This is a genomic window from Reyranella sp. (assembly GCF_965227665.1).
In the GTDB taxonomy this organism is placed as follows: Bacteria; Pseudomonadota; Alphaproteobacteria; order Reyranellales; family Reyranellaceae; genus Reyranella.
Genome location: NZ_OZ245767.1, coordinates 1683050 through 1702989, shown reverse-complemented (window position 1 = coordinate 1702989; position 19940 = coordinate 1683050). Strand labels below are relative to the sequence as shown.

25 protein-coding genes are annotated in these 19940 nt (G+C 66.3%); 23 read left to right on the top strand and 2 right to left on the bottom strand.

The annotated features are described in order from the left end of the window. Positions 1-155: 155 nt before the first annotated feature. On the bottom strand, positions 156-1853 hold the full coding sequence (locus tag ACO07I_RS08185; protein WP_422016132.1) for an alpha-L-rhamnosidase C-terminal domain-containing protein: 1698 nt from the start codon (positions 1851-1853) through the stop codon (positions 156-158). A 191-nt stretch (positions 1854-2044) separates the two neighbouring features. Between ACO07I_RS08185 and ACO07I_RS08180 the strand changes: the two genes are divergently transcribed. The 22 genes from ACO07I_RS08180 (at position 2045) to ACO07I_RS08075 (ending at position 17163) form a co-directional block, all read left to right on the top strand. After that, a complete protein-coding gene (locus ACO07I_RS08180; RefSeq protein ID WP_422016130.1) occupies positions 2045-2284 on the top strand; it encodes a hypothetical protein in 240 nt (79 codons plus the stop codon). 3 nt (positions 2285-2287) lie between these two features. Next, entirely contained in the window at positions 2288-3961 is a 1674-nt protein-coding gene (locus ACO07I_RS08175; protein WP_422016128.1) for a portal protein, read from the top strand. 2 nt (positions 3962-3963) lie between these two features. Continuing rightward, positions 3964-4320: a hypothetical protein gene (locus ACO07I_RS08170; protein WP_422016126.1), complete on the top strand. Its 357-nt coding sequence runs from the start codon at positions 3964-3966 to the stop codon at positions 4318-4320. Next, entirely contained in the window at positions 4313-4963 is a 651-nt protein-coding gene (locus ACO07I_RS08165) for a hypothetical protein (RefSeq protein WP_422016124.1), read from the top strand. The genes ACO07I_RS08170 and ACO07I_RS08165 overlap by 8 nt, the downstream gene beginning before the upstream one ends. A gap of 12 nt (positions 4964-4975) precedes the next feature. Further along, entirely contained in the window at positions 4976-5995 is a 1020-nt protein-coding gene (locus ACO07I_RS08160) for a major capsid protein (protein WP_422016122.1), read from the top strand. 29 nt (positions 5996-6024) lie between these two features. Further along, positions 6025-6450, top strand: a complete 426-nt coding sequence (locus ACO07I_RS08155) for a Bbp16 family capsid cement protein (RefSeq protein ID WP_422016120.1) — start codon at positions 6025-6027, stop codon at positions 6448-6450. A gap of 14 nt (positions 6451-6464) precedes the next feature. Beyond that, on the top strand, positions 6465-6737 hold the full coding sequence (locus ACO07I_RS08150; RefSeq protein WP_422016118.1) for a hypothetical protein: 273 nt from the start codon (positions 6465-6467) through the stop codon (positions 6735-6737). A 67-nt stretch (positions 6738-6804) separates the two neighbouring features. Beyond that, positions 6805-7170 carry a hypothetical protein gene (locus ACO07I_RS08145; protein ID WP_422016116.1) on the top strand — a complete coding sequence of 122 codons (366 nt, stop codon included), beginning with the start codon at positions 6805-6807 and terminating at the stop codon, positions 7168-7170. A gap of 2 nt (positions 7171-7172) precedes the next feature. Next, on the top strand, positions 7173-7982 hold the full coding sequence (locus ACO07I_RS08140) for a hypothetical protein (protein ID WP_422016114.1): 810 nt from the start codon (positions 7173-7175) through the stop codon (positions 7980-7982). Further along, entirely contained in the window at positions 7982-8218 is a 237-nt protein-coding gene (locus tag ACO07I_RS08135) for a hypothetical protein (protein WP_422016112.1), read from the top strand. The genes ACO07I_RS08140 and ACO07I_RS08135 overlap by 1 nt, the downstream gene beginning before the upstream one ends. Beyond that, the gene (locus ACO07I_RS08130) at positions 8215-8541 is read left to right on the top strand and encodes a hypothetical protein (RefSeq protein WP_422016110.1); all 327 of its coding nucleotides are present in this window, start codon (positions 8215-8217) and stop codon (positions 8539-8541) included. The genes ACO07I_RS08135 and ACO07I_RS08130 overlap by 4 nt, the downstream gene beginning before the upstream one ends. Next, the gene (locus ACO07I_RS08125; protein WP_422016108.1) at positions 8538-9014 is read left to right on the top strand and encodes a lysozyme; all 477 of its coding nucleotides are present in this window, start codon (positions 8538-8540) and stop codon (positions 9012-9014) included. The genes ACO07I_RS08130 and ACO07I_RS08125 overlap by 4 nt, the downstream gene beginning before the upstream one ends. Further along, the gene (locus tag ACO07I_RS08120) at positions 9014-9556 is read left to right on the top strand and encodes a hypothetical protein (RefSeq protein ID WP_422016106.1); all 543 of its coding nucleotides are present in this window, start codon (positions 9014-9016) and stop codon (positions 9554-9556) included. The genes ACO07I_RS08125 and ACO07I_RS08120 overlap by 1 nt, the downstream gene beginning before the upstream one ends. Next, positions 9557-10177, top strand: a complete 621-nt coding sequence (locus ACO07I_RS08115) for a hypothetical protein (protein ID WP_422016104.1) — start codon at positions 9557-9559, stop codon at positions 10175-10177. Beyond that, positions 10174-12660, top strand: a complete 2487-nt coding sequence (locus tag ACO07I_RS08110; protein ID WP_422016102.1) for a ubiquitin-activating E1 FCCH domain-containing protein — start codon at positions 10174-10176, stop codon at positions 12658-12660. The genes ACO07I_RS08115 and ACO07I_RS08110 overlap by 4 nt, the downstream gene beginning before the upstream one ends. 3 nt (positions 12661-12663) lie before the next feature. Further along, positions 12664-14079, top strand: a complete 1416-nt coding sequence (locus ACO07I_RS08105; protein WP_422016100.1) for a hypothetical protein — start codon at positions 12664-12666, stop codon at positions 14077-14079. 175 nt (positions 14080-14254) lie between these two features. Beyond that, the gene (locus ACO07I_RS08100) at positions 14255-14725 is read left to right on the top strand and encodes a hypothetical protein (protein ID WP_422016098.1); all 471 of its coding nucleotides are present in this window, start codon (positions 14255-14257) and stop codon (positions 14723-14725) included. Next, on the top strand, positions 14722-15177 hold the full coding sequence (locus ACO07I_RS08095) for a GNAT family N-acetyltransferase (RefSeq protein ID WP_422016096.1): 456 nt from the start codon (positions 14722-14724) through the stop codon (positions 15175-15177). Before ACO07I_RS08100 ends, ACO07I_RS08095 begins: the two co-directional genes overlap by 4 nt. Beyond that, the gene (locus ACO07I_RS08090) at positions 15170-15616 is read left to right on the top strand and encodes a hypothetical protein (protein WP_422016094.1); all 447 of its coding nucleotides are present in this window, start codon (positions 15170-15172) and stop codon (positions 15614-15616) included. The genes ACO07I_RS08095 and ACO07I_RS08090 overlap by 8 nt, the downstream gene beginning before the upstream one ends. Beyond that, positions 15613-16167: a hypothetical protein gene (locus ACO07I_RS08085; protein ID WP_422016092.1), complete on the top strand. Its 555-nt coding sequence runs from the start codon at positions 15613-15615 to the stop codon at positions 16165-16167. The genes ACO07I_RS08090 and ACO07I_RS08085 overlap by 4 nt, the downstream gene beginning before the upstream one ends. A 194-nt stretch (positions 16168-16361) precedes the next feature. Beyond that, positions 16362-16907, top strand: a complete 546-nt coding sequence (locus ACO07I_RS08080; protein WP_422018193.1) for a YidB family protein — start codon at positions 16362-16364, stop codon at positions 16905-16907. Between the two features lie 7 nt (positions 16908-16914). Beyond that, a complete protein-coding gene (locus ACO07I_RS08075) occupies positions 16915-17163 on the top strand; it encodes a GlsB/YeaQ/YmgE family stress response membrane protein (protein ID WP_422016090.1) in 249 nt (82 codons plus the stop codon). Positions 17164-17292: 129 nt separating this feature from the next. On the opposite strand, the gene ACO07I_RS08070 is transcribed toward ACO07I_RS08075, so the two are convergent. After that, the gene (locus ACO07I_RS08070) at positions 17293-19299 is read right to left on the bottom strand and encodes an aminopeptidase P family protein (RefSeq protein ID WP_422016089.1); all 2007 of its coding nucleotides are present in this window, start codon (positions 19297-19299) and stop codon (positions 17293-17295) included. A 211-nt stretch (positions 19300-19510) separates the two neighbouring features. On the opposite strand from ACO07I_RS08070, the gene ACO07I_RS08065 reads away from it, so the two are divergent. Further along, positions 19511-19918, top strand: coding sequence for a DUF1127 domain-containing protein (locus tag ACO07I_RS08065; protein ID WP_422016087.1), 408 nt, complete (start codon positions 19511-19513; stop codon positions 19916-19918). Positions 19919-19940: the final 22 nt, after the last annotated feature.

The window sequence follows — 19940 nt, the reverse complement described above, 5'->3', positions numbered from 1 at the left end:
GCCCGCAGAGGCGACGGGGAGGCATCCTGGGCGACCGCGCGATCGGCCGACACGGTGTCCAAGGCCCGCCGTTCCCCTCGTCCCCGAGGGAGCGGCGGGCCTTTTGCACGCCCTTCCGCCCCTGAAGGTCGCGATCCCGACAAGGCGTGCGGCAGCTAGCCGACCGTCAGTTCAATTGTACCGACTCGACGACCAGGCAGCACAAGTCGCCCTCGCCATTGCCGGGGCGTAATGGTTTGCCCGTTTAGCCGCACCTGATGGCGCCCCGCCGCCGGCAGGATCAGCCTCGCTGCCATTCCGCTCGGCATGGCAAGGCAGAGGCGGAAGGTGGTGTCTTTCGACCATTCTATCTCCACAGGGCCACGCATTGTTGGAATGCGGGCGCTACAATAGCGCAGACCGCCGGTTTCAGGCTGAACGGCGATCCTCGATCCGCCCGCTCCATCGACCCGGACACCTGCAACGTAGCGCGGGAGCAGGTTCGCAGGAGCGGCGCCCCAAGCATGATTCCAGTCCAGGTTCGGCTTGTAGCGGTGGTCCCAGGCTTCCCATGTAATGGTCGCCCCGCTCTCCAGCATATGCCGCCAGCTGCGATCACCTGATGCGGTCATCAGGGCAAGCGCGGCTTCGGCCTTACCATGAAGGAAAAGTGCCTCCAGCAAGTACTGCGCTCCATACACCGAACAAGCCATGCCGCGTTCGAGAACGTGGTCTAGCACGCCCTTGCGCGAGCGCCCCGGCACCAGGTTGAACGCGAGCGGGAAGAAGTTCGCATGTTGCGAAGCGTGGTCCGTTCCAACGCCATCGACGAAGAGGCGACGGGATTCATCCAAGAACGTACTGTGAAAGACAGTCGTCGCGGCAGCCGCTCGCGCTCGCAGGGAGCCGGCCTCTTCCTGCCGCCCGATGGCAGCAGCGAGAACGGACATCCTCTTGAGCGCCTCAATGTAGAAGGCGTTAACGACCGCGTTCACATCTGTGAAGACGTAGCCATCGCGCTCCGTTCTTGGCCAATCGACGAGGTCGCGGTCCTTCAGGGCCGGGGGCGACATCAGGAGCCCGTCCGTGCGCAATCGCTCCGGCAGCAACTTTGGAAGCAGGGAGTCATAGCGCGAAGTCAGCCACGACCGATCTCCCGTATGCATCCAGTCTGCATGAGCCATGAATGGCATGTGCAGCGCCCATTCGGTCGGCCAGGTCGGATGCTGCAGGAGATAGTCGAAAGTCGCACGGGCAATGGTCGGATCGGGGTCGCAGGCCTGATGACTGATCTGATTGAGGTAGGCGTCTCCCTCATAGGCGATTCGTTCCCGATCGCCGTCGACGTAGACACCGGCAAAAGTCGTTGCTTTGATGGAATATCGCGACAAGTCCCAGATCTTGGTGAGCAATGGATCGGAGCAGGTGAAGGCTGACGCGTCGTCGTTCCAGTCTCGCGCAAATGCCGCTCGCCGCCGGGTCTGCGCAAGATCGAGAGCGGCCTCTTCGGGCCACCCCTCGAGTTCAACCCATCGGAAGGGGATCAACACGCCCCATTCCGGCGGCGTGGCTACGGCGACCGGCCTCGTATTCTTCGCATCCGGCGGCGGCGCGACGACACTGCCCTTGCCGGCATCCGCTTCAACTCGCGCGTAGCGGACCGTACCGGGGGGCGCACGATCGACGCACCCATTCGATAATGCCTCGCCGAAGTGCAGGACCGCTTTTCCGTCGAAACCGGGCGGCCATTTCACCGACAGATTTCCGAAGGCGACTTTGCCGAAATCGACGAGAACGGATCCGTGGGGCGTGCGGCAAATATCTACCGGCTGCTGCTCGACCAAGGAAACAGGACCACGTTTTACAAGCGACATCGTTCTGGATTCCTAACTCACTCGGAAGAAAAGCTATCGTCAAAGCGCGGGCTTGGGTAAGCGCCAACCGCTTTCCACCCGCTCGATCGTGGGTCTGCATAAAGTCCATTCTTTCTCAAGATTCCCGCTTGCATCTCCAGAATCCGGTTCATCAGTAACTCAGGGGCTCGCTTCTCACAGGAGAGACGCCCTTGGGTATTTTTGGTGGCGGCCAGGCCGCTTTTCCTCCGATGTCGCCGCCGGCTCTGCCGCCGGCACCCGTACCCGCCCCGTCGATGGTCGATCCGTCGGTGCGCGAGGCGCGGGATGCGCAGAAGAAGCGCGCGGCCGCGATGGCAGGTTATGCCTCTACGATCACGACCGGTGGGCTGGGCGTCAGCGGCGCCGCATCGACCACCGCCGCGCGCGGCAAGACGATGCTGGGGACCTGAGCGATGGCCCACGATGCCGCCCTGCGCCGCCACATCGATTCCCGCCTGGGCGTCCTGAAGCGCCAGCGCCAGTCGTGGGAACCTGGCTGGCGTGAACTGTCGCGCTTCGTCAATCCGCGACGCGGCCAGTTCTTCTCGTTGCCCAACCAGGGCGGTCGCGGCGCGCAGAGCAATGCCGCCATCCTCGATCCGACGGCGCTCTTCGCGCTACGCACCCTGGTGGCCGGACTGATGTCGGGCGTCACCTCGCCAGCGCGGCCGTGGTTCCGGCTGTCGATTCCCGACCGCCGTGTGGCGTCGCTGGCGCCGGTGAAGGTCTGGCTCGACGAGTGCGCCGAGCGCATGCGCATGGTGTTCAACGCCGGCAATCTCTATTCGGCGCTGCCGCTGATCTACGAGGAGCTGGGCCAGTTCGGCACCGGCTGCGCGATCGTCGAGTTCGACCGCGATGACGTGATCCGGCTCTACACCCTGTCGACCGGCGAATACTGGCTGGGTCTCGACTGGCGCGGCCGCGTCGACACCTTGGCGCGGCGCTTCATGTACTCCTACCGGCAGATCGAGGCGCGCTGGCCCGGACACGGCATCGCCGAAATCTCCGAGCGGGCGCGCGGCGCCGATGCCGACACCGAGATCGCCATTTTGCACATGATCGAGCCCAACGACGGCTATGAAAAGGGCCGGCTCGACTCGGCGGGCAAGAAGTTCCGTTCGGTCTACTGGCGTGAGGGCGGTGGCCAGGCCGAGGGCGAGTTCATTCATAGCGGCGGCTATTCGCAGTTCCCGGCGCTGACGCCACGCTGGTCGCCGATCGGCAACGACGCCTACTCGAAAGGACCCGGCCACGACGCCCTCCCTGACGTGAAGTCGCTGCAGATCCTGAAGAAGCGCGAGCACAACGCGGTCGACAAGCATGTCAACCCGCCGATGGGTGCGCATGTCAGCCTGCGCGGCTCGGCTTCGTCGGTGCTCCCGGGCGCCATCAACTACTTCACCACTCAGGAGAGGGGAGCGGGGATGTGGCCGCTCTACCAGACGGCTCCCGGCGCCATCGCCGAGGTCGAGCGTCTCGTCTCGCGCACCCAGGCGACCATCAAGTCCGCCTTCTTCGCGGACCTCTTCCTGATGATCTCGGACATGGACGGGGTGCAGCCGCGCAGCCAGCTCGAGATCAGCGCCCGCCGTGAGGAGAAGATGCAGATGCTGGGGCCAGTGCTCGAGAACCTGCACGACGACCTGCTGCAGCCGCTGGTCCAACGCACCTTCGCCATCATGGCCGAGCACGGGCTGTTCCCCGAGCTGCCGGCCGAACTGCACGGCTATCCGCTCGACGTCGAGCTGATCTCGATCCTGGCTCAGGCCCAGAAGGCGGCCGATCTCGGCTCGGTGGAGCGCCTGTGGGCCTTCGCCGGCAGCATCGCCGCCACGCGGCCCGAGGTGCTCGACAAGCTGAACGCCGACGAGAGCATCGACGTTTATGCCGACAAGCTGGGCGCCCCGGCCGCCATCACACTTGCCGACGACGTGGTGGCCAAGCTGCGCGCTGAGCGGGCGCAGCAGGCCCTGGCCGCGCAGGCGATGCAGATGGCCAGCACTGCTGCCCAGGGCGCGAAGACGTTGAGCGAGACCGAGGTCGGCGGTGGCCGCAATGCTCTTCAAGCCGTGCTGGGAGTTTGAAGATGCACGATCCCAATGATGCGCGGCAGGTCCGCCAGGCCGAACAGCTCGAGCGGATCGCGCAGGATCGCGTCGCCGATGATCTCTGCGCGGTGATGGGCAGCGAACAGGGCCGCCGCTTCGTGCACGGGCTTTTAGGCCTCTGCGACCTGCGGAGCGACGGCTACGTGCCGGGTGGCCCCGAGGCCCAGCGCCACCAGGACTACATGGCAGGCCGCCGCAGCATCGGCATCGAGCTTTTGAGCGAGCTCGAACGGCATGCGCCGGACCTGACCGAGCAGATGAGCAGCGAGTCTCGCCTCAACGAGATCGAAACTGAATTCGCCGCCATGGCCGCAGAGGAGCAGAACGATGGCTGACGTACTCGACACGACGATGACACAAGTACGGGGGGCGACGGAGCAAGGCGTCAGCACCGAGTGGCTCGATGCGGCTCGCGTCGAAGTGGGGCGTACGCAAGCCGCGCCGGCGAGCGAGGCGACCACCGATGTGAAGCCTGGCGCCGAAGCGGACGGCGGTGCGGAAGCGGGTGCCGAGGTCTCTGTCGACTATTCTGGGCTCACGCTGCCGGAGGGCTACCGCGTCGACGATCCGGTGTTCGCCGAAGCGGTAAAACTATTCGACAGGGAGAAGATCGCGCCGGAAACAGCGCAGAAGCTGATCGACTACACCGTCAACCGCGACAAGGAGATCGCGCGGGCCGTCAACGAGCACTCCGTGGCCTCGTGGAGCAAGCAGACGGCCGACTGGCGCGCGACGTCCGAGAAGGAGTTCTCGCCCGAGGCGCTGGGCAGTGCCCGCAACGCGCTCGCGCAGGTCTTCGACCGTCAGACGATCAACTACCTCGAAAGCCTGGGCTTCACCAACCATCCTGGGCTCATCCGCGGGATGGTGAAGGTGGCCAATACCATCAAGGACGACGCGTTCGTGGCCGGCAATGCCGGCCGCAGCAGCGGCGCGCTGGACCCCAAGTCCCTCTATCCCAACTCCCAGCACAACTAGGAACCAAGCTCCATGGCAACGCTTTCCGTGACTAATCCGACCCTGGCCGACTGGTCCAAGGTCATCGATCCCAATGGCAGCATCGCGCAGGTGATCGGCCTGCTGTCGCAGATGAACGAGATCACCGACGACATGGTGTGGAACGAGGGCAATCTGCCGACCGGCCACCGCACCAGCGTGCAGACCTCGCTGCCGACCGGCACCTGGCGCCGCTTCAACGAGGGCATCGTGCCGACCAAGAGCACGAGCACGCAGATCACCGACTCCTGCGGCATGCTCGAGACCTATTCGGAGATCGACAAGGCGCTGGCCGACCTCAACGGCAACACAGCGGCCTATCGCCTTTCCGAGGACCGCGCCTTCCTTGAGGGGCTGACGCAGCAGCTGGCCGGTGTGCTGTTCTACGGCAATACAGCGACCAATCCCGAGCGCTTCATGGGGTTCGCGCCGCGTTACAACACGACGTCCACGGCGACGTCGCAGACCGCCAACAACTTCATCTCGGGCGGCGGCGTCGGTTCCGACAATACGTCGATCTGGCTCGTCGGCTGGGGCGACCTCACCGTGCACGGCATCTTCCCCAAGGGCAGCAAGGCCGGCCTGTCGATGAAGGATCTGGGCGAGCAGACGCTGCTCGACGCGGCGGGCAACCGCTACCAGGGCTATCGCACTCACTACAAGTGGGACGCGGGCCTGACGGTGCGCGATTGGCGCTACGTCGTGCGCATCGGCAACATCGACGTGTCGGACCTCGCAGGGGCCACGCCGGCTGACCTCGTCAAGCTGATGATGCGGGCGATGAATAAGATCCCCAACATCAGGATGTGCCGGCCCGCCTGGTACATGAACCGCACGGTGAAGCAGTGGCTGGACATCCAGCGCAATCTCGGCGCTGCGGTCTCCAACACGACCAACAACACCAACATCCGCCGCACGCTCGACGAGAGCGATGGCCGGCTGTTCGACAGCTTCGGCGGCATCCCGATCCGCAAGTGCGACCAGATCACGCTGGCCGAAGCGACCGTGTCGTAGGCGGCAGGGCAGGAAAGGACAGAGACATCATGATGTACGACAAGCTCAACACCTTCGGTACCGACCAGGCGGTCACGACGACCGCTGCGTCGACCGACATCGTCGATCTCGGCGCGGCCCGCGACATGGGCAATGGCGAGCCGCTGGAGTTGGTGATCCTCGTCACCGAGACGGTCACCGCCGCCGGCGCCGCGACAGTCACCTTCACGCTGGAGACTGACGACAATGCCGGCTTCTCCTCGACCTTCGTGCTCGCCAGTTCGGGCGCGATGGCCAAGGCGGCGCTGACCATGGGCACGGAAGTGCTGCGCGTGAAGGTGCCGCTCGATGCCGAGCGCTTCCTCCGCACCAACTACACAGTGGCCACCGGTCCGCTGACGGCCGGGAAGTTCACCGCGTTCCTCGCCCACGACCGTCAGGCCAGCCGGGCCTACGCGTCGGGCTTCACCGTCTGAGCGGAGGCATCGTCATGGCCAACAAGAACGACAAGCACGACAGAACCGAGAAGGCGGCAGAGTACGTCGTCGTCGACAATCCCTTCTACGACGGCGTCCAGCTCCATCCGATCGGTGCCCGCATCCTGTGGTCCGGCCCTCCGGGCCTCTCTCTCGTGCCGTTCGATGCGCCGCGCCGCCGCAGTGCCGGCGAGGCGCCGATCTTCGGCGATCCGCTGGCCGGCCGTGGCGATGGCGCCCCGGTCAAGGCGGCCCGGCCCGGCGACCAGGTCGTCCTCGTCCAGTGATCGACGCCGGGTGAAGGCAGAGGGGCCGGTCTTCAGACCGGTCCCACCACCCAGAGGAGAACAATCCATGGCTCAAGACATCGCCTACCAGTCAGCCGTCCGGCGCAGCGCCGTGCCCGTCTCTGAGGCAAGCCCGCTGCCGGTCGTGCTGACCAACCTGACGGCGACGGCGCTGGTGAAGTCGAGCATCACCATGTCCGGTGCCTCGGCCGAGCTGGTCTCGGCCGACGCAACCCGGCGTATCGTCATCGTCAGCAGCGCGCGGACCAACGCCGATGCGGCGATCGATCCGACCGGCGGTATTTGCGCCCTGGACGGCGGCATACCCTTGTCGGGCGGCGACACGGTGCAGATCACGGGAAAGGAGGCGCAGAGCGCCATGACCCAGTTTGGCGCCAGTGGCCAGAAGCTCACCGTGTACGTCGGGGGCTGAGCATGCCCATCACCGTTCTGAACAGGATGCGCGCCGATGGATCCCGCGCCTTCGACGCCGACGTGTTGTCGTGGCGGGACGCCGTCCTCGCCAATGGTGGCTTCGTCTCCCTGGCGCGACTGATCGTGGTCGACCAGTTCGTGTTCAGCGAGAAGGCAGCCGGCACCTGGGCGCTGACGGACGACTACTGGGGTTTGTGGGCGGAGAACGCAGCCCAGGCGCTCACGTCCCTGAAGCAGCGCCGCCTCGGGACCGCAGTCAACTCGCCCACCTTCACGCCCGACCGTGGCTATGCCGGAGACGGCAGCACCAGCTACGTCGACACCGGCTTCAATCCCTCTCTGCACGCCGTTGCCATGATGCCCGACAGCGTCCGCCTCGTTGCCTACGAACGGACGTACGTTGGCGGCAGCGGTTGCACCGCTGGCGTCAACAGCACCGCCAACCGCGCCTTGAGCATCCGGTCGGCGGGCGCCTCCATGGCGGCCAATGGAACGGCGGCCACATTCTCCGTTTCGCTGCCGAGCGTTGGAATGATCGTAAGTGCGCGGCGGGGACCGCTGGTCAGCGATCAGGTCGGCTTCAAGAACGCGATCAGCCAGGTTCGATCCGTGGATGCTTTGGCGCTGGGAACGAGCCTGCCGGTTCTGCCGATCTTCGTGAATGCGGTGAACAACAGCGGATCGCCCGCGCTCTTCCGCGCAACACAGGTCGGCTTCCTCGCCGCCGGGGCCGCCCTGTCCGACGCGCAGGAGCTGGCCCAGTACAACAACGTCCAGGCATGGGCCAGTTCCGTGGGAGCGCAGATCTGATGGCGACGTTCATTCTCCTGACGGCCGAGCAGGCCGACGATGTGCGTGGTCCCTCGATCTCGACGCAGGCTGCCGCCCTCAATCCGATCGAGCGGCAGGGCGGCACTTTTGTCCTTGGCCTCGATGTGCTGACCGATCCCGCGCACATGGTGCATCGGGAGGTCCTTTCCGGGTTCCCGCGGCTCGACAGCGGCGATCACGCGTTTCCAGCGGCGAGCATGCAGGCCGACGCATGAGCAACACCGAACTCCCTAATGGCAGCGGCGCTAGTGGCAAGACCGGCTTCGGCGTGCAGGCCTATCGCTGGCTGGTCGGCGGCGGCCTGGCGCTGCTCGTGCTCTTGTCCCAGCGAACGCTCGCCACGCTGGACGAAACTGCGGCCGCCGTTCGCACCCTGCAGGCCCAGGTGGCCGCCATGCAGGGCGCGACCGAGAGCCGATTCAACGCCCACGGCCAGCGGCTCGACACAATCGACCGCCGCAACGATGCGCAGGACGTGAAGATCGACGGCCTCTGGCAGCGCCTTTGGTCACCTGTTCCCACGACGAGGACGCCATGAGTCACGCCGCCAATTCCCTGCTGGTCACGTCCGACGCCGGCCTCGCGCTGATCAAGGCTTCTGAAGGTCTGGAAACCGTCGCCTACCCCGATCCGGGAAACCGGTCGACCGGCGAGCCGTGGACCATCGGCTACGGCCATACGCGCCGCGTGCGTCCCGGCGATACGTGTGACGAAGAGCAGGCAACGGCATGGCTGCGCGAGGATCTCGGCGCGGCGGAGCGTGCGGTGCGCCACTTGGTCGATGTGCCGCTTTCGCAGTGCCAGTTCGATGCGCTTGCGAGCTTCGTCTTCAATGTAGGGGCGTCGGCATTCGGCAACTCGACGCTGTTGCGTCTGCTCAATGCCGGCGATGCGGCCGGCGCGGCCGAACAGTTCAAGCGCTGGAACCGCGGCGCCGACGGTCCCCTGCCGGGTCTCGTCATCCGCCGTGCGGCCGAACGCACTCTTTTCCTTTCGCAGGAGTCTGCCTGATGCCTTTCCTGCCCTTGCTGCTCGGCCTCGCGCCGACCGTCGCTTCATGGATCATGGGCGACAGGACGGGTGGGGCCGTCGCCAAGGTTTCCGGCATTGCCCAGGAGATTCTGGGCGCGTCCGATACCGCCGGTATAGAGCGCGCCATTGCGGCCGATCCCAATCTCGCGCTGGAGTTCAGGATGGCGGTGATCCAGGCCGAGGCCGATGCCCGCCGGCAGGAATTCGACATGCTGCAGGCGGAGCTCGCCGACGTCGCGAGTGCCCGAAGTCAGACCGTCGAGCTCGCACGGGCCGGTTCGTCGATCGCCTGGGGCGCGGTCGCGGTCAGCCTGCTGGTCACGGCGGCTTTCATGGCTGCGCTGTGGTTCGTCGTCCGCCAGGAAATCCCTGCCGCCTCGCGCGAGATCGCCTACATCCTGCTGGGCACGCTGGGCGCCAAGTTCGGCGACATCGTCGCCTACTGGGTCGGGTCCAGCTCGGGCTCGGCGCAGAAGTCGGCAGCCCTCGAGAAGGCCGTCGTGACGGGGGGAGGGCGCTAGATGCCGGCCGACACCGACATCGGCAACATGGCGCTCAGCCGGCTTGGCACCCGCGCCACCATCGCCGACCTGACCGAGAACAGCACCGAGGCCCGCCAGATCAATATCTGGTATGCCCCGGTGCGCGACGAACTGCAGTCGCTGGTCGACTGGAACTTCAACCGCGTGACTCAGGCGCTTGCCGCTTCGGGCACCCCGCCGGCGCGCTGGTCTGCCAGCTACGCCTATCCGTCGGACTGCCTGCGGATGCGGCGGCTCGATTTCGGCGCCTCGAACTGGCGGTCGGGAGAGCCCGCCAATGGCTTCGAGATCGCCTCGAACGGGAGCAGCACTTTCCTCTACTGCAACGAGGACCGGGTGACGGCGGTGTTTGCGCAGCGGGTCGTCGATCCGGCCCGGTTCACGCCCGGCTTCATCCTGGCCTTCGTCGACTGTCTCGCGGCCTCGATCGCGCTCGCGATCACGCAGAAGTCTGACCTCGCCGAGCGTCTGGCCCGGCGCGCCCAAGATCGTATCGAGCGCGCCATGGCCGACAGCGCCAACGAGGGCGTGATCGTCGGTGACGCGGACTGGAGGGCGCAAAGCCTCGCGGTGCGCGGCTTCGACGGGAGCGCGCCATGACGATGCCGATCCTTCTACCGAGCTTCGCCGCGGGCGAACTGGCGCCGGCGCTGCAGGGGCGGGTTGACCTGGCCAAGTACCAGGTCGGCCTCGCGACGTGTCTCAACTGGTTCGTCCATCCCTTCGGCGGCGTCAGCACGCGCGCCGGAACGGCCTTCGTGGGAGACACCTGCGATGCGGCGGTGCGCAGCCGGCTGATCCCGTTCAGCTTCAACACGCAACAGACCTACGTGCTGGAATTCGGTGACCGCAAGATGCGGGTCGTGAAGGAGGGCGGCTACGTGCTCGAGGCCGGGATCGCCATTGCCGGCATCACGCGTGCCAGCCCCGGCATCGTGACGACCGCCGCGCCGCACGGCCTGTCGAGCGGCGATGCTATCTGGCTGGACGGGATCGAGGGTATGCGCGAACTCAATCGCCGGCGCTTCACGGTGACGGTGATGGGCGGCTCGACCTTTGCCCTGGGGATCGACACGTCCGGCTATGGGACCTGGACTTCAGGCGGCACGGTGGCCCGGCTCTACACGGTCGCTACGCCCTATCCCGAGGCCGATCTGCCGCGGCTGAAGTACGTGCAGAGCGCCGACACGATGACGCTGACGCACCCGTCGCATGCGCCGCGCAATCTCACCCGCACCGGCCATGCCTCATGGTCGCTCGCCACGATCACCTATGCTCCGACACAGCAGCCGCCGACGGCGCTCGCCTCGACTTCGGCCGGGGCTGGCTTCGACTATGTCGTGACGGCTGTGAGCGAGGACACGGGCGAGGAATCGGTCGCGTCGGCCTCCGTCAGCTCGACGACGCAGACGTCGAAGATCACCTGGACGAATGCCGCCGGCGCGAACTCCTACAACGTCTACAAGGGCAAGAACGGCGTCTATGGCTTCATCGGCCGGGCAGGGAACGGTGCCACGGGCTTTACCGATACGACGGTGGCGCCGGACACGTCGGACACGCCGCCGGAGGGCAAGAACCCCTTCGATGCCGCCGACAAGTATCCCGGCTGCTCGACCTATCACGAGGGCCGGCAGTGGTACGCGCGAACCAACCAGAAGCCGCAGACGCTCTATTCGTCGGCCTCGGCGGCGTTCAACAACATGAACACAAGCTCGCCGTCGAAGGACAGCGACGCCATCACCCGCACCATCGCCAGCCGGGAGGTGAACGAGATCCGCCACCTGCTCAGCCTCAACGTGCTGCTGGTCTGGACCTCGGGCGCGGTGTGGAAGGCCTGGGCGGGCGCGCAGGCCGATGTGATGACGCCGGCCAATTGCGCGGTGAAGCCGCAGAGCTATGAGGGCGTCTCGGAAATCCCGCCGATCGCCACCGAGAGTGCGGCTCTCTATGTAACCGCCTCCGCCAAGAAGGTGCGCGACGTCGCCTATGATTTCGGCTCCGACAGCTGGGCCGGTCGCAACGTGTCGATCCTCGCCGGACACCTGTTCGAGACCCATGGCATCGAGGAGTGGGCCTATGCGCGAGATCCGCACGGCATCGTCTGGTGCGTGCGGTCCGACGGCGTGCTGCTGGCCTTCACCTACCTCAAGGAGCACGACGTCTACGCCTGGTCGCGGCACGTCACCGACGGGCGGGCCGAGAGTGTCGCCGCCGTGCAGGAGGCGGACGAGACGGTGCTTTACCTGTCGGTCAAGCGCATCGTCGGCGGCGAGACGAAACGCTTCGTCGAGCGCATGGCAAGCCGCGGCTTCCGCGACGTGCAGGCCGCCTGGTGCGTCGATAGCGGTATCCGCCATGACGGCTGGAACCGTGAAGCGGGTCGCACGCTCGCGATCGCAGGGACGGGCTATGGCGCGGGCGAGGGCGTGACGCTCACGGCCACGGGCCATGCGCCATTCAGCGCCGCGTCGGTCGGCGCCAGCTACATCCTGCGCAACGGCCAGAACCAGGTGACCGTGACGGTCGTGTCGTACATCGATGCGAGTCATGCCGGCGCCACGCTCGACATCGCGCCGCATGCCAGCTTGCAGGATCGCCCGACGGAGGATTGGGCGCTGGCCTCGCGCGCGTTGGGCGGACTCTGGCACCTCGAGGGACGCGAGCTCGCCGTGCTGGCCGACGGATCGGTGCAACCCAATGCAACGGTGACCAACGGCACGATCCTCTTGCCGCGGGCATCGGGCTCGATCCTCGCGGGCCTTCCTTACGTGTGCGACGTCGAGACACTGGACCTCGAAGCCGGGCCGCCGACCCTTCAGGGCCGGCGGAAGGTGGTAAATGAGGTGGTGCTGAGAGTGAAGGACACGCGCGGGCTGAGCGCCGGTCCGGACTCGGACCATCTCGTCGAGATCAAGGAGCGCACCGGCGAGCAGCCGGGATACCCGACGCTGCTGACGACGGGCGACGAGCGCGTGCTGATCGATCCGGACTGGAACGCAGCCGGCCGGGTCTTCGTGCGCCAGACCCACCCGCTGCCCGCGACCTTGCTTGCCATCATCCCCCGCCTCGAAACCGGAGCCTGAGCCATGGCCCTCACGAATACCGACCGGAAGGTGACTCATGCCGGAAACGGCATCGCCACCGTCTTTCCGTACGGCTTCCCGATCCTGAGCGACGCGCATCTCTCGGTGATCACCACCGACGCCGCCGGCGTCGAGACGACCTTGTCCCCGTCGCTCTATGCCGCCACGGGGATCGGCACGCTGGGCGGTGGCTCGGTCATCTACCCGCTCGCAGGGACTGCTCTCGCCACCGGCACGAAGCTCACCATCGTGCGCACGGTGCCCTATGCGCAGACGACGGTGCTCTCGAACCAGGGCGGTTACTACCCCGAGGTCGTTGAACGCCGCTTCGACGAAATCTACATGGCGATGCAGCAGCTCGCCGAGATCGTCGGACGCGCCGCCGTCGGCAGCATCAGCAACCCGGCCACGGAGCAGAGCAATTATGCGCTGATCCAGTCGCTGCAGGCGTTTCGCGGCGACATCGACAAGCTGACGATGCCGGGCGACCTGCTGACTCGCGACGGCAGCAGCTACAAGCGCTTGCCGCGCGGCACATCGGGCCAATTCCTGGGCATCAGCGGTGCCGACGCGGCCTGGCAGACACCGGCCTATCCGGTCTTCTCGGGCCGCCGCCAGACAGTGAGCGCCGGTCCCGTCACCGGGGGCGGCCTGCCGAACTTCCTGCCCGCCACGACGGGCACGCTCACGCTGCAGACGACCAATATCTCGCCAACCTATCCGCTGGTCGCGACGGCGGCGGCCGGCTGGTCGGCGGCCACGGGCGCTCCGGTCGACACGATCGGTGTCACCACCGGCTCTCTCACCTGGACGGGCCTCGCCGCCAATCGCGCTGCCGCGACGCCGAATTTCCTCTACGTGACCGTTGCCGGCGGCATCCTGACCACCGGCAGCACGCTCCTGCCGCCGATCTACCAATTCGGCGGCACGCCGTCCGTCGCGAGTGGCCAGTTCACCTTCAACATTGCCGAAATGCGCGGCTATCTCGGTACCGGCACGAGCGCCCCCCAAGTGAATCTCGTCATGGTGGGGGAGGCGGCGACTGGCACCTCCGCTGTCCTCTCGACAGTGGCCTACGCGTATAATGGCCTTTACGACTCCGGCTGGACGCCGACGCTTAGCAATGCCGGGCTTACGGCGAACTGTAACGTCGGGGCTGAGCCGTCGCTCTATTTTACCAAGTACGTGATCAGCTGCACTACGGCCGATCTAGGCTACTCGATTGGCGACGTTCTAATAAACAGTGTCTTTGCCGGCAGCACCAACTCGTCAGCAATCATTCCTCATGCGACACGCAACACAATCAGCATTCCCGTACTCCTTAACCATGCTGTAATCGTCAAGACGACGGGCAACATGACGACCCCGGCCAACCTCGCGAGTTGGAAATACAAGCTCGCTGCGGAACGGGGCTGGTGATGATTGTGTACTCCACTCATGTCTCGGCAACCAAAGCGGGATCGCCATGTGCGGCCTCTTCAGAACCGCACCGCTATGCGCCGTTGCAACTCCTCACTCGGGCGAACGAGTTGGTAGCCAAGCTCACCCTGAATAGCGCGAGATATAAGCCTGTTGCTGCATGGGGGTGTTGTCGATGACCATGATACTGCCAGCCATGGCTGCGGACGCTCGCGAATTGGCATCGGTGTTGCGCCTAGAGGATCGGGCGGAAGTGTTGGCGTTGCTGGGGCCCGTCGATCCGGTCGAGGGATCTGCCTATGGCCTTCTCCAAGGGCTCGCCTCTGCGCGTCAGGCGTGGACGGCGCGCGATGATGCTGGCCGGATCATCTGCATGGCCGGCGTCTCGCCACTTTGCCTCATCGGCTCCACCGGCGTACCGTGGCTGCTCGGCTCGGACCTCGTGACTGCGCATCGGCGAGCGTTCATGGTCGAAAGTCGCCGTCTGGTCGCACACTGGCTCACCCTATTCGACGCGCTGCGCAATGTCGTCGATGCGCGGTACGCTGCGGCGATCCGCTGGCTGCGCTGGCTCGGCTTCGAAATTGGCCCGCCATTCGGACTGGCGCACGGCCTGTTCCGCCGCGTGATCAAGGAGGCGGCATGAACGTGCAGATGAGCAGCGTCGCCGAACTGGAGCATGACCCAGGCCTCGCGGCCCTGCTGGTCGAATATGCCGCCGAATCGTCGATCGCGGGCATGCCGGTGCCGGCCGCCAGGATGGACAGCTATCGTGAACTCGAGGCGCGCGGGTTGCTGCGGGTGCTGAGCGCCATTCACGACGGACGGCTCATAGGCTTCCTCACCCTGCTGGTGCCTGTGCTGCCGCACTATGGTGTCGCCGTCGCGGTGAGCGAGAGCTTCTTTGTCGCCCTTGCCCATCGCGGCACAGGCGCCGGGCTGAAGCTCCTGCGTGCGGCCGAGGACCTGGCGCGCCGGCTCGGCTCGCCCGGCCTGCTGGTCAGCGCGCCGTTCGAGGGGAACCTGTTTAAGGTGCTGCCGCGCGTCGGCTATACAGAGACCAATCGCGTCTTCTTCAAGAAGGTGAGCGATGGCTGAAGTCGCGCCGTCGCGCCCCCAGATTGCGCCGATGAGCGCGACCGCGATCGACAGAGTGCGGCGGCTCGAATGCCTCGCGTCGGCGCTACCGCAAGTCGCCATCTGCACCGATCATGTCTTTCATGCCGGTGTCTACGCGCGCACCATCACAGTGCCGGCCGGCGTCATGATCACGGGCGTGCTGATCAAGATTCCGACGCTGCTGATCGTGCAGGGCGACGCCATCGTCCACGTCGAGGGCGGGCCCCTCGAACTGCGCGGCTACAACGTCGTGCCGGCCGGTGCGGGCCGCAAGCAGGCCTTCGTTGCATTGACCGACACGCACCTCACGATGATCTTTGCGACGGACGCACCCGATGTCGATGCCGCCGAGCGCGAATTTACCGACGAGTTCGACAAACTCATGACAAGAAGGGAAGCAGCAACATGTCAGGCATGAGCACCGCCGCCATCATCTCGCTTGGCCTTTCGGCCGCCAGCACGGCCGCGGGAATCGCAGGCCAGTTGCAGCAGCAGCAGGCTCGGCAGCAGGCCGACGCTGCCGCGGGCGCCCAGGCCGTCTATCAGTCGCAGGTGGCATTCCAGAACCAGGAGCTGATGAAGCGGCGCGCTGACGACGCCTTCCAGCAGGGGCGGACCGCCGCAGAAAGCAGCCGCCGACGCACCCAGCAGCGGGTCGGAGCGCAGACCGCCCGGCTCGTTGCCCAGGGCACCGACCTTGAAGGTAGTCCGACCGACATACTAGGTGACACGGCGGCTGTGGGCGAGGTTGACGCCCTCACATTGCGTGCCGGCGCCGCGCGCGAGGCCTACGGCCACCAGGTGGCGGCAGTCGGCTATGGCAACACGGGTTTCTTGGAGACTGCGCGCGCGCTCAACACAACCCACAGCCCAAACTACCTCGGCGCCGGAGCGTCGCTGCTGTCGGGGGCCTCGACACTTGCGGAGAGGTGGAGGAATTTCCAACAAAACAACGGTCGAGGACTGTGACTGACCGTGACGCGCTTCGGATGTCGTCTGGAGATGTGGTCGCAGTTGGACCAAGTGTTGCAATCGCGATGGTATGGCGCGTTAGTGAGGCGAAAACAACGCGGAGCAATTCGGTCCCTACGGAAACGCTCCAAGGCGACGTCATGCCCGTTTGGACGTTGTTGGCGCACCATTCCTACGGTGCGGAGATCGCGATGGGCCTGCTCGACGTTTTGACCGGAATGCGCAACGGCCCGCGAGGCGGCAGCAGCGGTGCGGGTGGAATGTCGCCGATCACGATGGCCTTGCTCGGCCTGCTCGCTTACAAGGCCGTCAAAGGGTTCTCAGCGTCTGCAATTCCGCCGGGCCCGCCGGGCAAGCCCGGCGAGGCGCCCACCGGTGCGGGTGTAGGCCTGGGCGATATTCTCGACTGGCTGGGGATGGGAAACAGTCCGCTGGCACGCGGGTTAGGGGCGAGCGGCCTGAGCGGCGGGCTGGGCGATCTCCTCAAGCAGTTCCAGGGCGCCGGCAAGACAGACGTCGCCGAATCCTGGGTGAGCACGGGCCAGAACAAGCAGGTCGCGGCAGAGGAGCTGAGCGAGGTTCTCTCGGAGGATCAGATCGCCTTTCTGATGGAAAAGACGGGATTGTCGCGCGAGGATCTGCTGAGAGGCTTGGCCGACGAACTTCCCAACGCCGTCAACGAATTGACGCCGGCTGGCCGCCTGCCGTCCTCCGGCGAAATCGACAAAGCGATCTGAGGCCCCGATGCTCTGGATCGTCGTCATTGGCTTCGTGGCCGGTATCATTGCGCGGCTGGTCTCCTCGGCACTGAACAAGCCCGCAGGTTTCCTGCTCACGACCCTGCTCGGCATCGCCGGCGCCTTCGTCGCCACCTTCATTGGCCAGGCGGTCGGATGGTACCGGGCGGACCAAGGTGCGGGCTTTATCGCGGCCACCCTGGGCGCGATGGTCGTGCTGTTCATCTGGAATAGAGTCGCGGCCCGCCGGGCTTAGTACGTGCGGCGTTCCTCAGGGGGCGTCTCGCCCTAGGGGCGCTCGCACCCGAAGTGATCCTGGACTTTGCATTCGGCCACCAGCAGGTGGGCCGGCGCAGGCTTCGAGTGCCGTTTCGCGTGGCCGGCGTCAGATCGGGTGGGTCGCCTGCTCGAGCCAGGCGCGGGTTGCATCGTCAACGGTGGGGCCGACGGTGTCCCGCACTCGCCGATGATAGTCGTTGAGCCACTGCCGCTCGGTCTCGGTCAGCAGCCCGGGCTCGACGCAGGTGAGGTCGATGGGCGCCAGGGTCAGCGTCTCGAATTCGAGGTAACGGCGGTCGGCGCCCTCGATCTCGGCCTCTTTCACGGCCACCAGATTCTCGATTCGGATGCCGTAGGCGCCGGTCTTGTAGTAGCCGGGCTCATTGCTGACGATCATGCCGGGCTGCAGAGCGACTGAATTCGGCATCTTGGAGATGCGGTGCGGTCCCTCGTGCACCGAGAGATAGGCGCCGACCCCGTGACCCGTGCCGTGGTCATAGTCGAGGCCGACCTGCCACAGCGCATGGCGTGCCAGCACGTCGAGCTGCGAGCCGGTGGTGCCCGCGGGGAAGCGCGCGCCCGCGAGCGCGATATGGCCCTTGAGGACGCGCGTGAAACGGTCGCGCATCTCGGGCGAGGGCGTGCCGACGGCGACGGTGCGGGTGATGTCGGTCGTGCCGTCACGATACTGCCCGCCCGAGTCCACGAGATAGAGGCTGCCGGGTTCGAGACGGCGCTCGGTCGCTTCGGAGGCCCGGTAATGGACGATGGCGCCGTTGGCGCCGGCGCCCGAGATCGTGTCGAAGCTGAGGTCGCGCAGCTTGCCGGTCTCTTCGCGCAGCGCCTGGAGCCGGTCGGACACCTCGATCTCGCGCAGGCGCCCGGTCCTAGATTCGTGGTCGAGCCAACCCAGGAAGCGGCTGACGGCGGCGCCGTCGCGGCGATGGGCGGTGCGGATGCCTTCCAGCTCGACCGCGTTCTTGCAGGCCTTGGGCAGGGCGATCGGATCGGCGTCGCGGACCAGGGTCGCGCCCGCACCCTGCAGTCGGGTCGCCGCCCAATAGGGCGCCGTCGAGGTCTCGACCAGGACGCGCTTTCCGAGCTTGCCCAGCAGGTCGAGCGCGCCGCCCAGCTCGTCGGGCGGCGCCAGGGTCACGGCATTGCCCAGCCAGGAAACGGTACGGTCGGGGATCTTGCGGCGGTCCATGTAGAGATCGACATGTCCGTCGCTGTGGATCAGCGCGAAGCCCAGGGCGAACGGCGTGCGCGGGACGTCGCCGCCGCGCACGTTGAGCAGCCAGGCGATCGAATCGGGCGCGGTGATCAGCGCCACGTCGGCGCTCCGGCCGGCCAGGATGGCGGCGATGCGGGCGCGCTTGCTCTCGCTGGTCTCGCCGGCGAATTCCACGGGATGGGGAAGCACGGGCGCGAGCGGTGCCGGCGGCCGTTCGCGCCACACCGCATCCACCGGGTTGGACTGCACGGCAACGAAGCTGCCACCCGCCCGCTGGCAGGCGCGGGCGAAGCGATCGTAGCCGTCGACCGTCTGCAGCCACGGATCGAAGCCCAGCTGGCCGCCCTTGGGCAGGTTGTCCGCGATCCACTGTTCGGCCGACTGCTCGGGAATCTGGTGGGGCACGAAGGCGGCGACGTCGACTTGGTCGCGCACGGCCAGGGTGTATCGGCCGTCGACGAAGATGGCCGCGCAGTCCGCCAGCACGATCGCGAGGCCGGCCGAGCCGCTGAATCCCGTCAGCCAGCCCAGGCGCTGGGAGCGGCGCGGCACGTATTCGCCCTGATGCTCGTCCGCACGGGGCACGACGAAACCGTCCAGCCCGCGGCGCCTCAGCTCGGCGCGCAGATCGGCCAGGCGTGCGGCCGGCGCCGGGCTCGCCTGCAGCCCGTCGTCGGCGGCCGCCAGCTCTGCCCGCCACTTGGACAAGGCGGTGGTCAATTCGGCATCAGCGGCCGGATCGACCAACTCGACCCACTCCGGCCCTGACAGGCTTTCGGGCGCAGCGGCGACTCCGCGCATCAAGTCGGCGAGCGAAGCGGGGTCGGTGCTGCGGCCTCGGCGGCGGAGGAGGGCGATTACGTCTGGAGCGGTCGTCATGATGGAGGCGACCCTACGCGTGGCGGAGGGGGCAATCAAACCAAGCAATAATATTTCGTTCGCAGATGCGAAATGCTTGCGAGTGCGTCGCCATGCGCCCAGTGCATATCGAACCTTCAGAGTCCGCACTTATTGTTGGAACTCAAGGCTCTATATTTGCTGGGTGCAGTGCAGCATCGACTATCGCGCTGCACAACATAAGGAGAGACACATGATGACCCAGCCGATTCGGACCTTTGAGGATCTGACCAGCGAAACTGCGCCGGCGGGGGGAAACGCGACTTCCAAGATCAGCTTCACCATCGATGATCGCCGTCTGCTCGAGCTGCGCGCCCGTTACGCGCGTGCCGAATGGCTGGCGAACGCGCTGGGTGACGCGATCCTGTGGCTCGGCCGCCGCTATGAGCGCGCCGTCGGCGGGATCAAAGCCGACCTCAAGCTGCGCGCCGCCGAGGCCCAGCTCCACCGCATGAGCGACCGCGAACTGTCCGACCTCGGCCTCTGCCGGGCCGACATCAACTTTGCCATCCGCGAGGCCGCCGAGGGCGTCACCCCGCAATTCGAAGGTGCGGGAGAGCGGATCGCTGCGGCGAACCAGAATCTGCGCCGCGCGGCGTAGTCGACTGTTGAGTAGCGTAGCG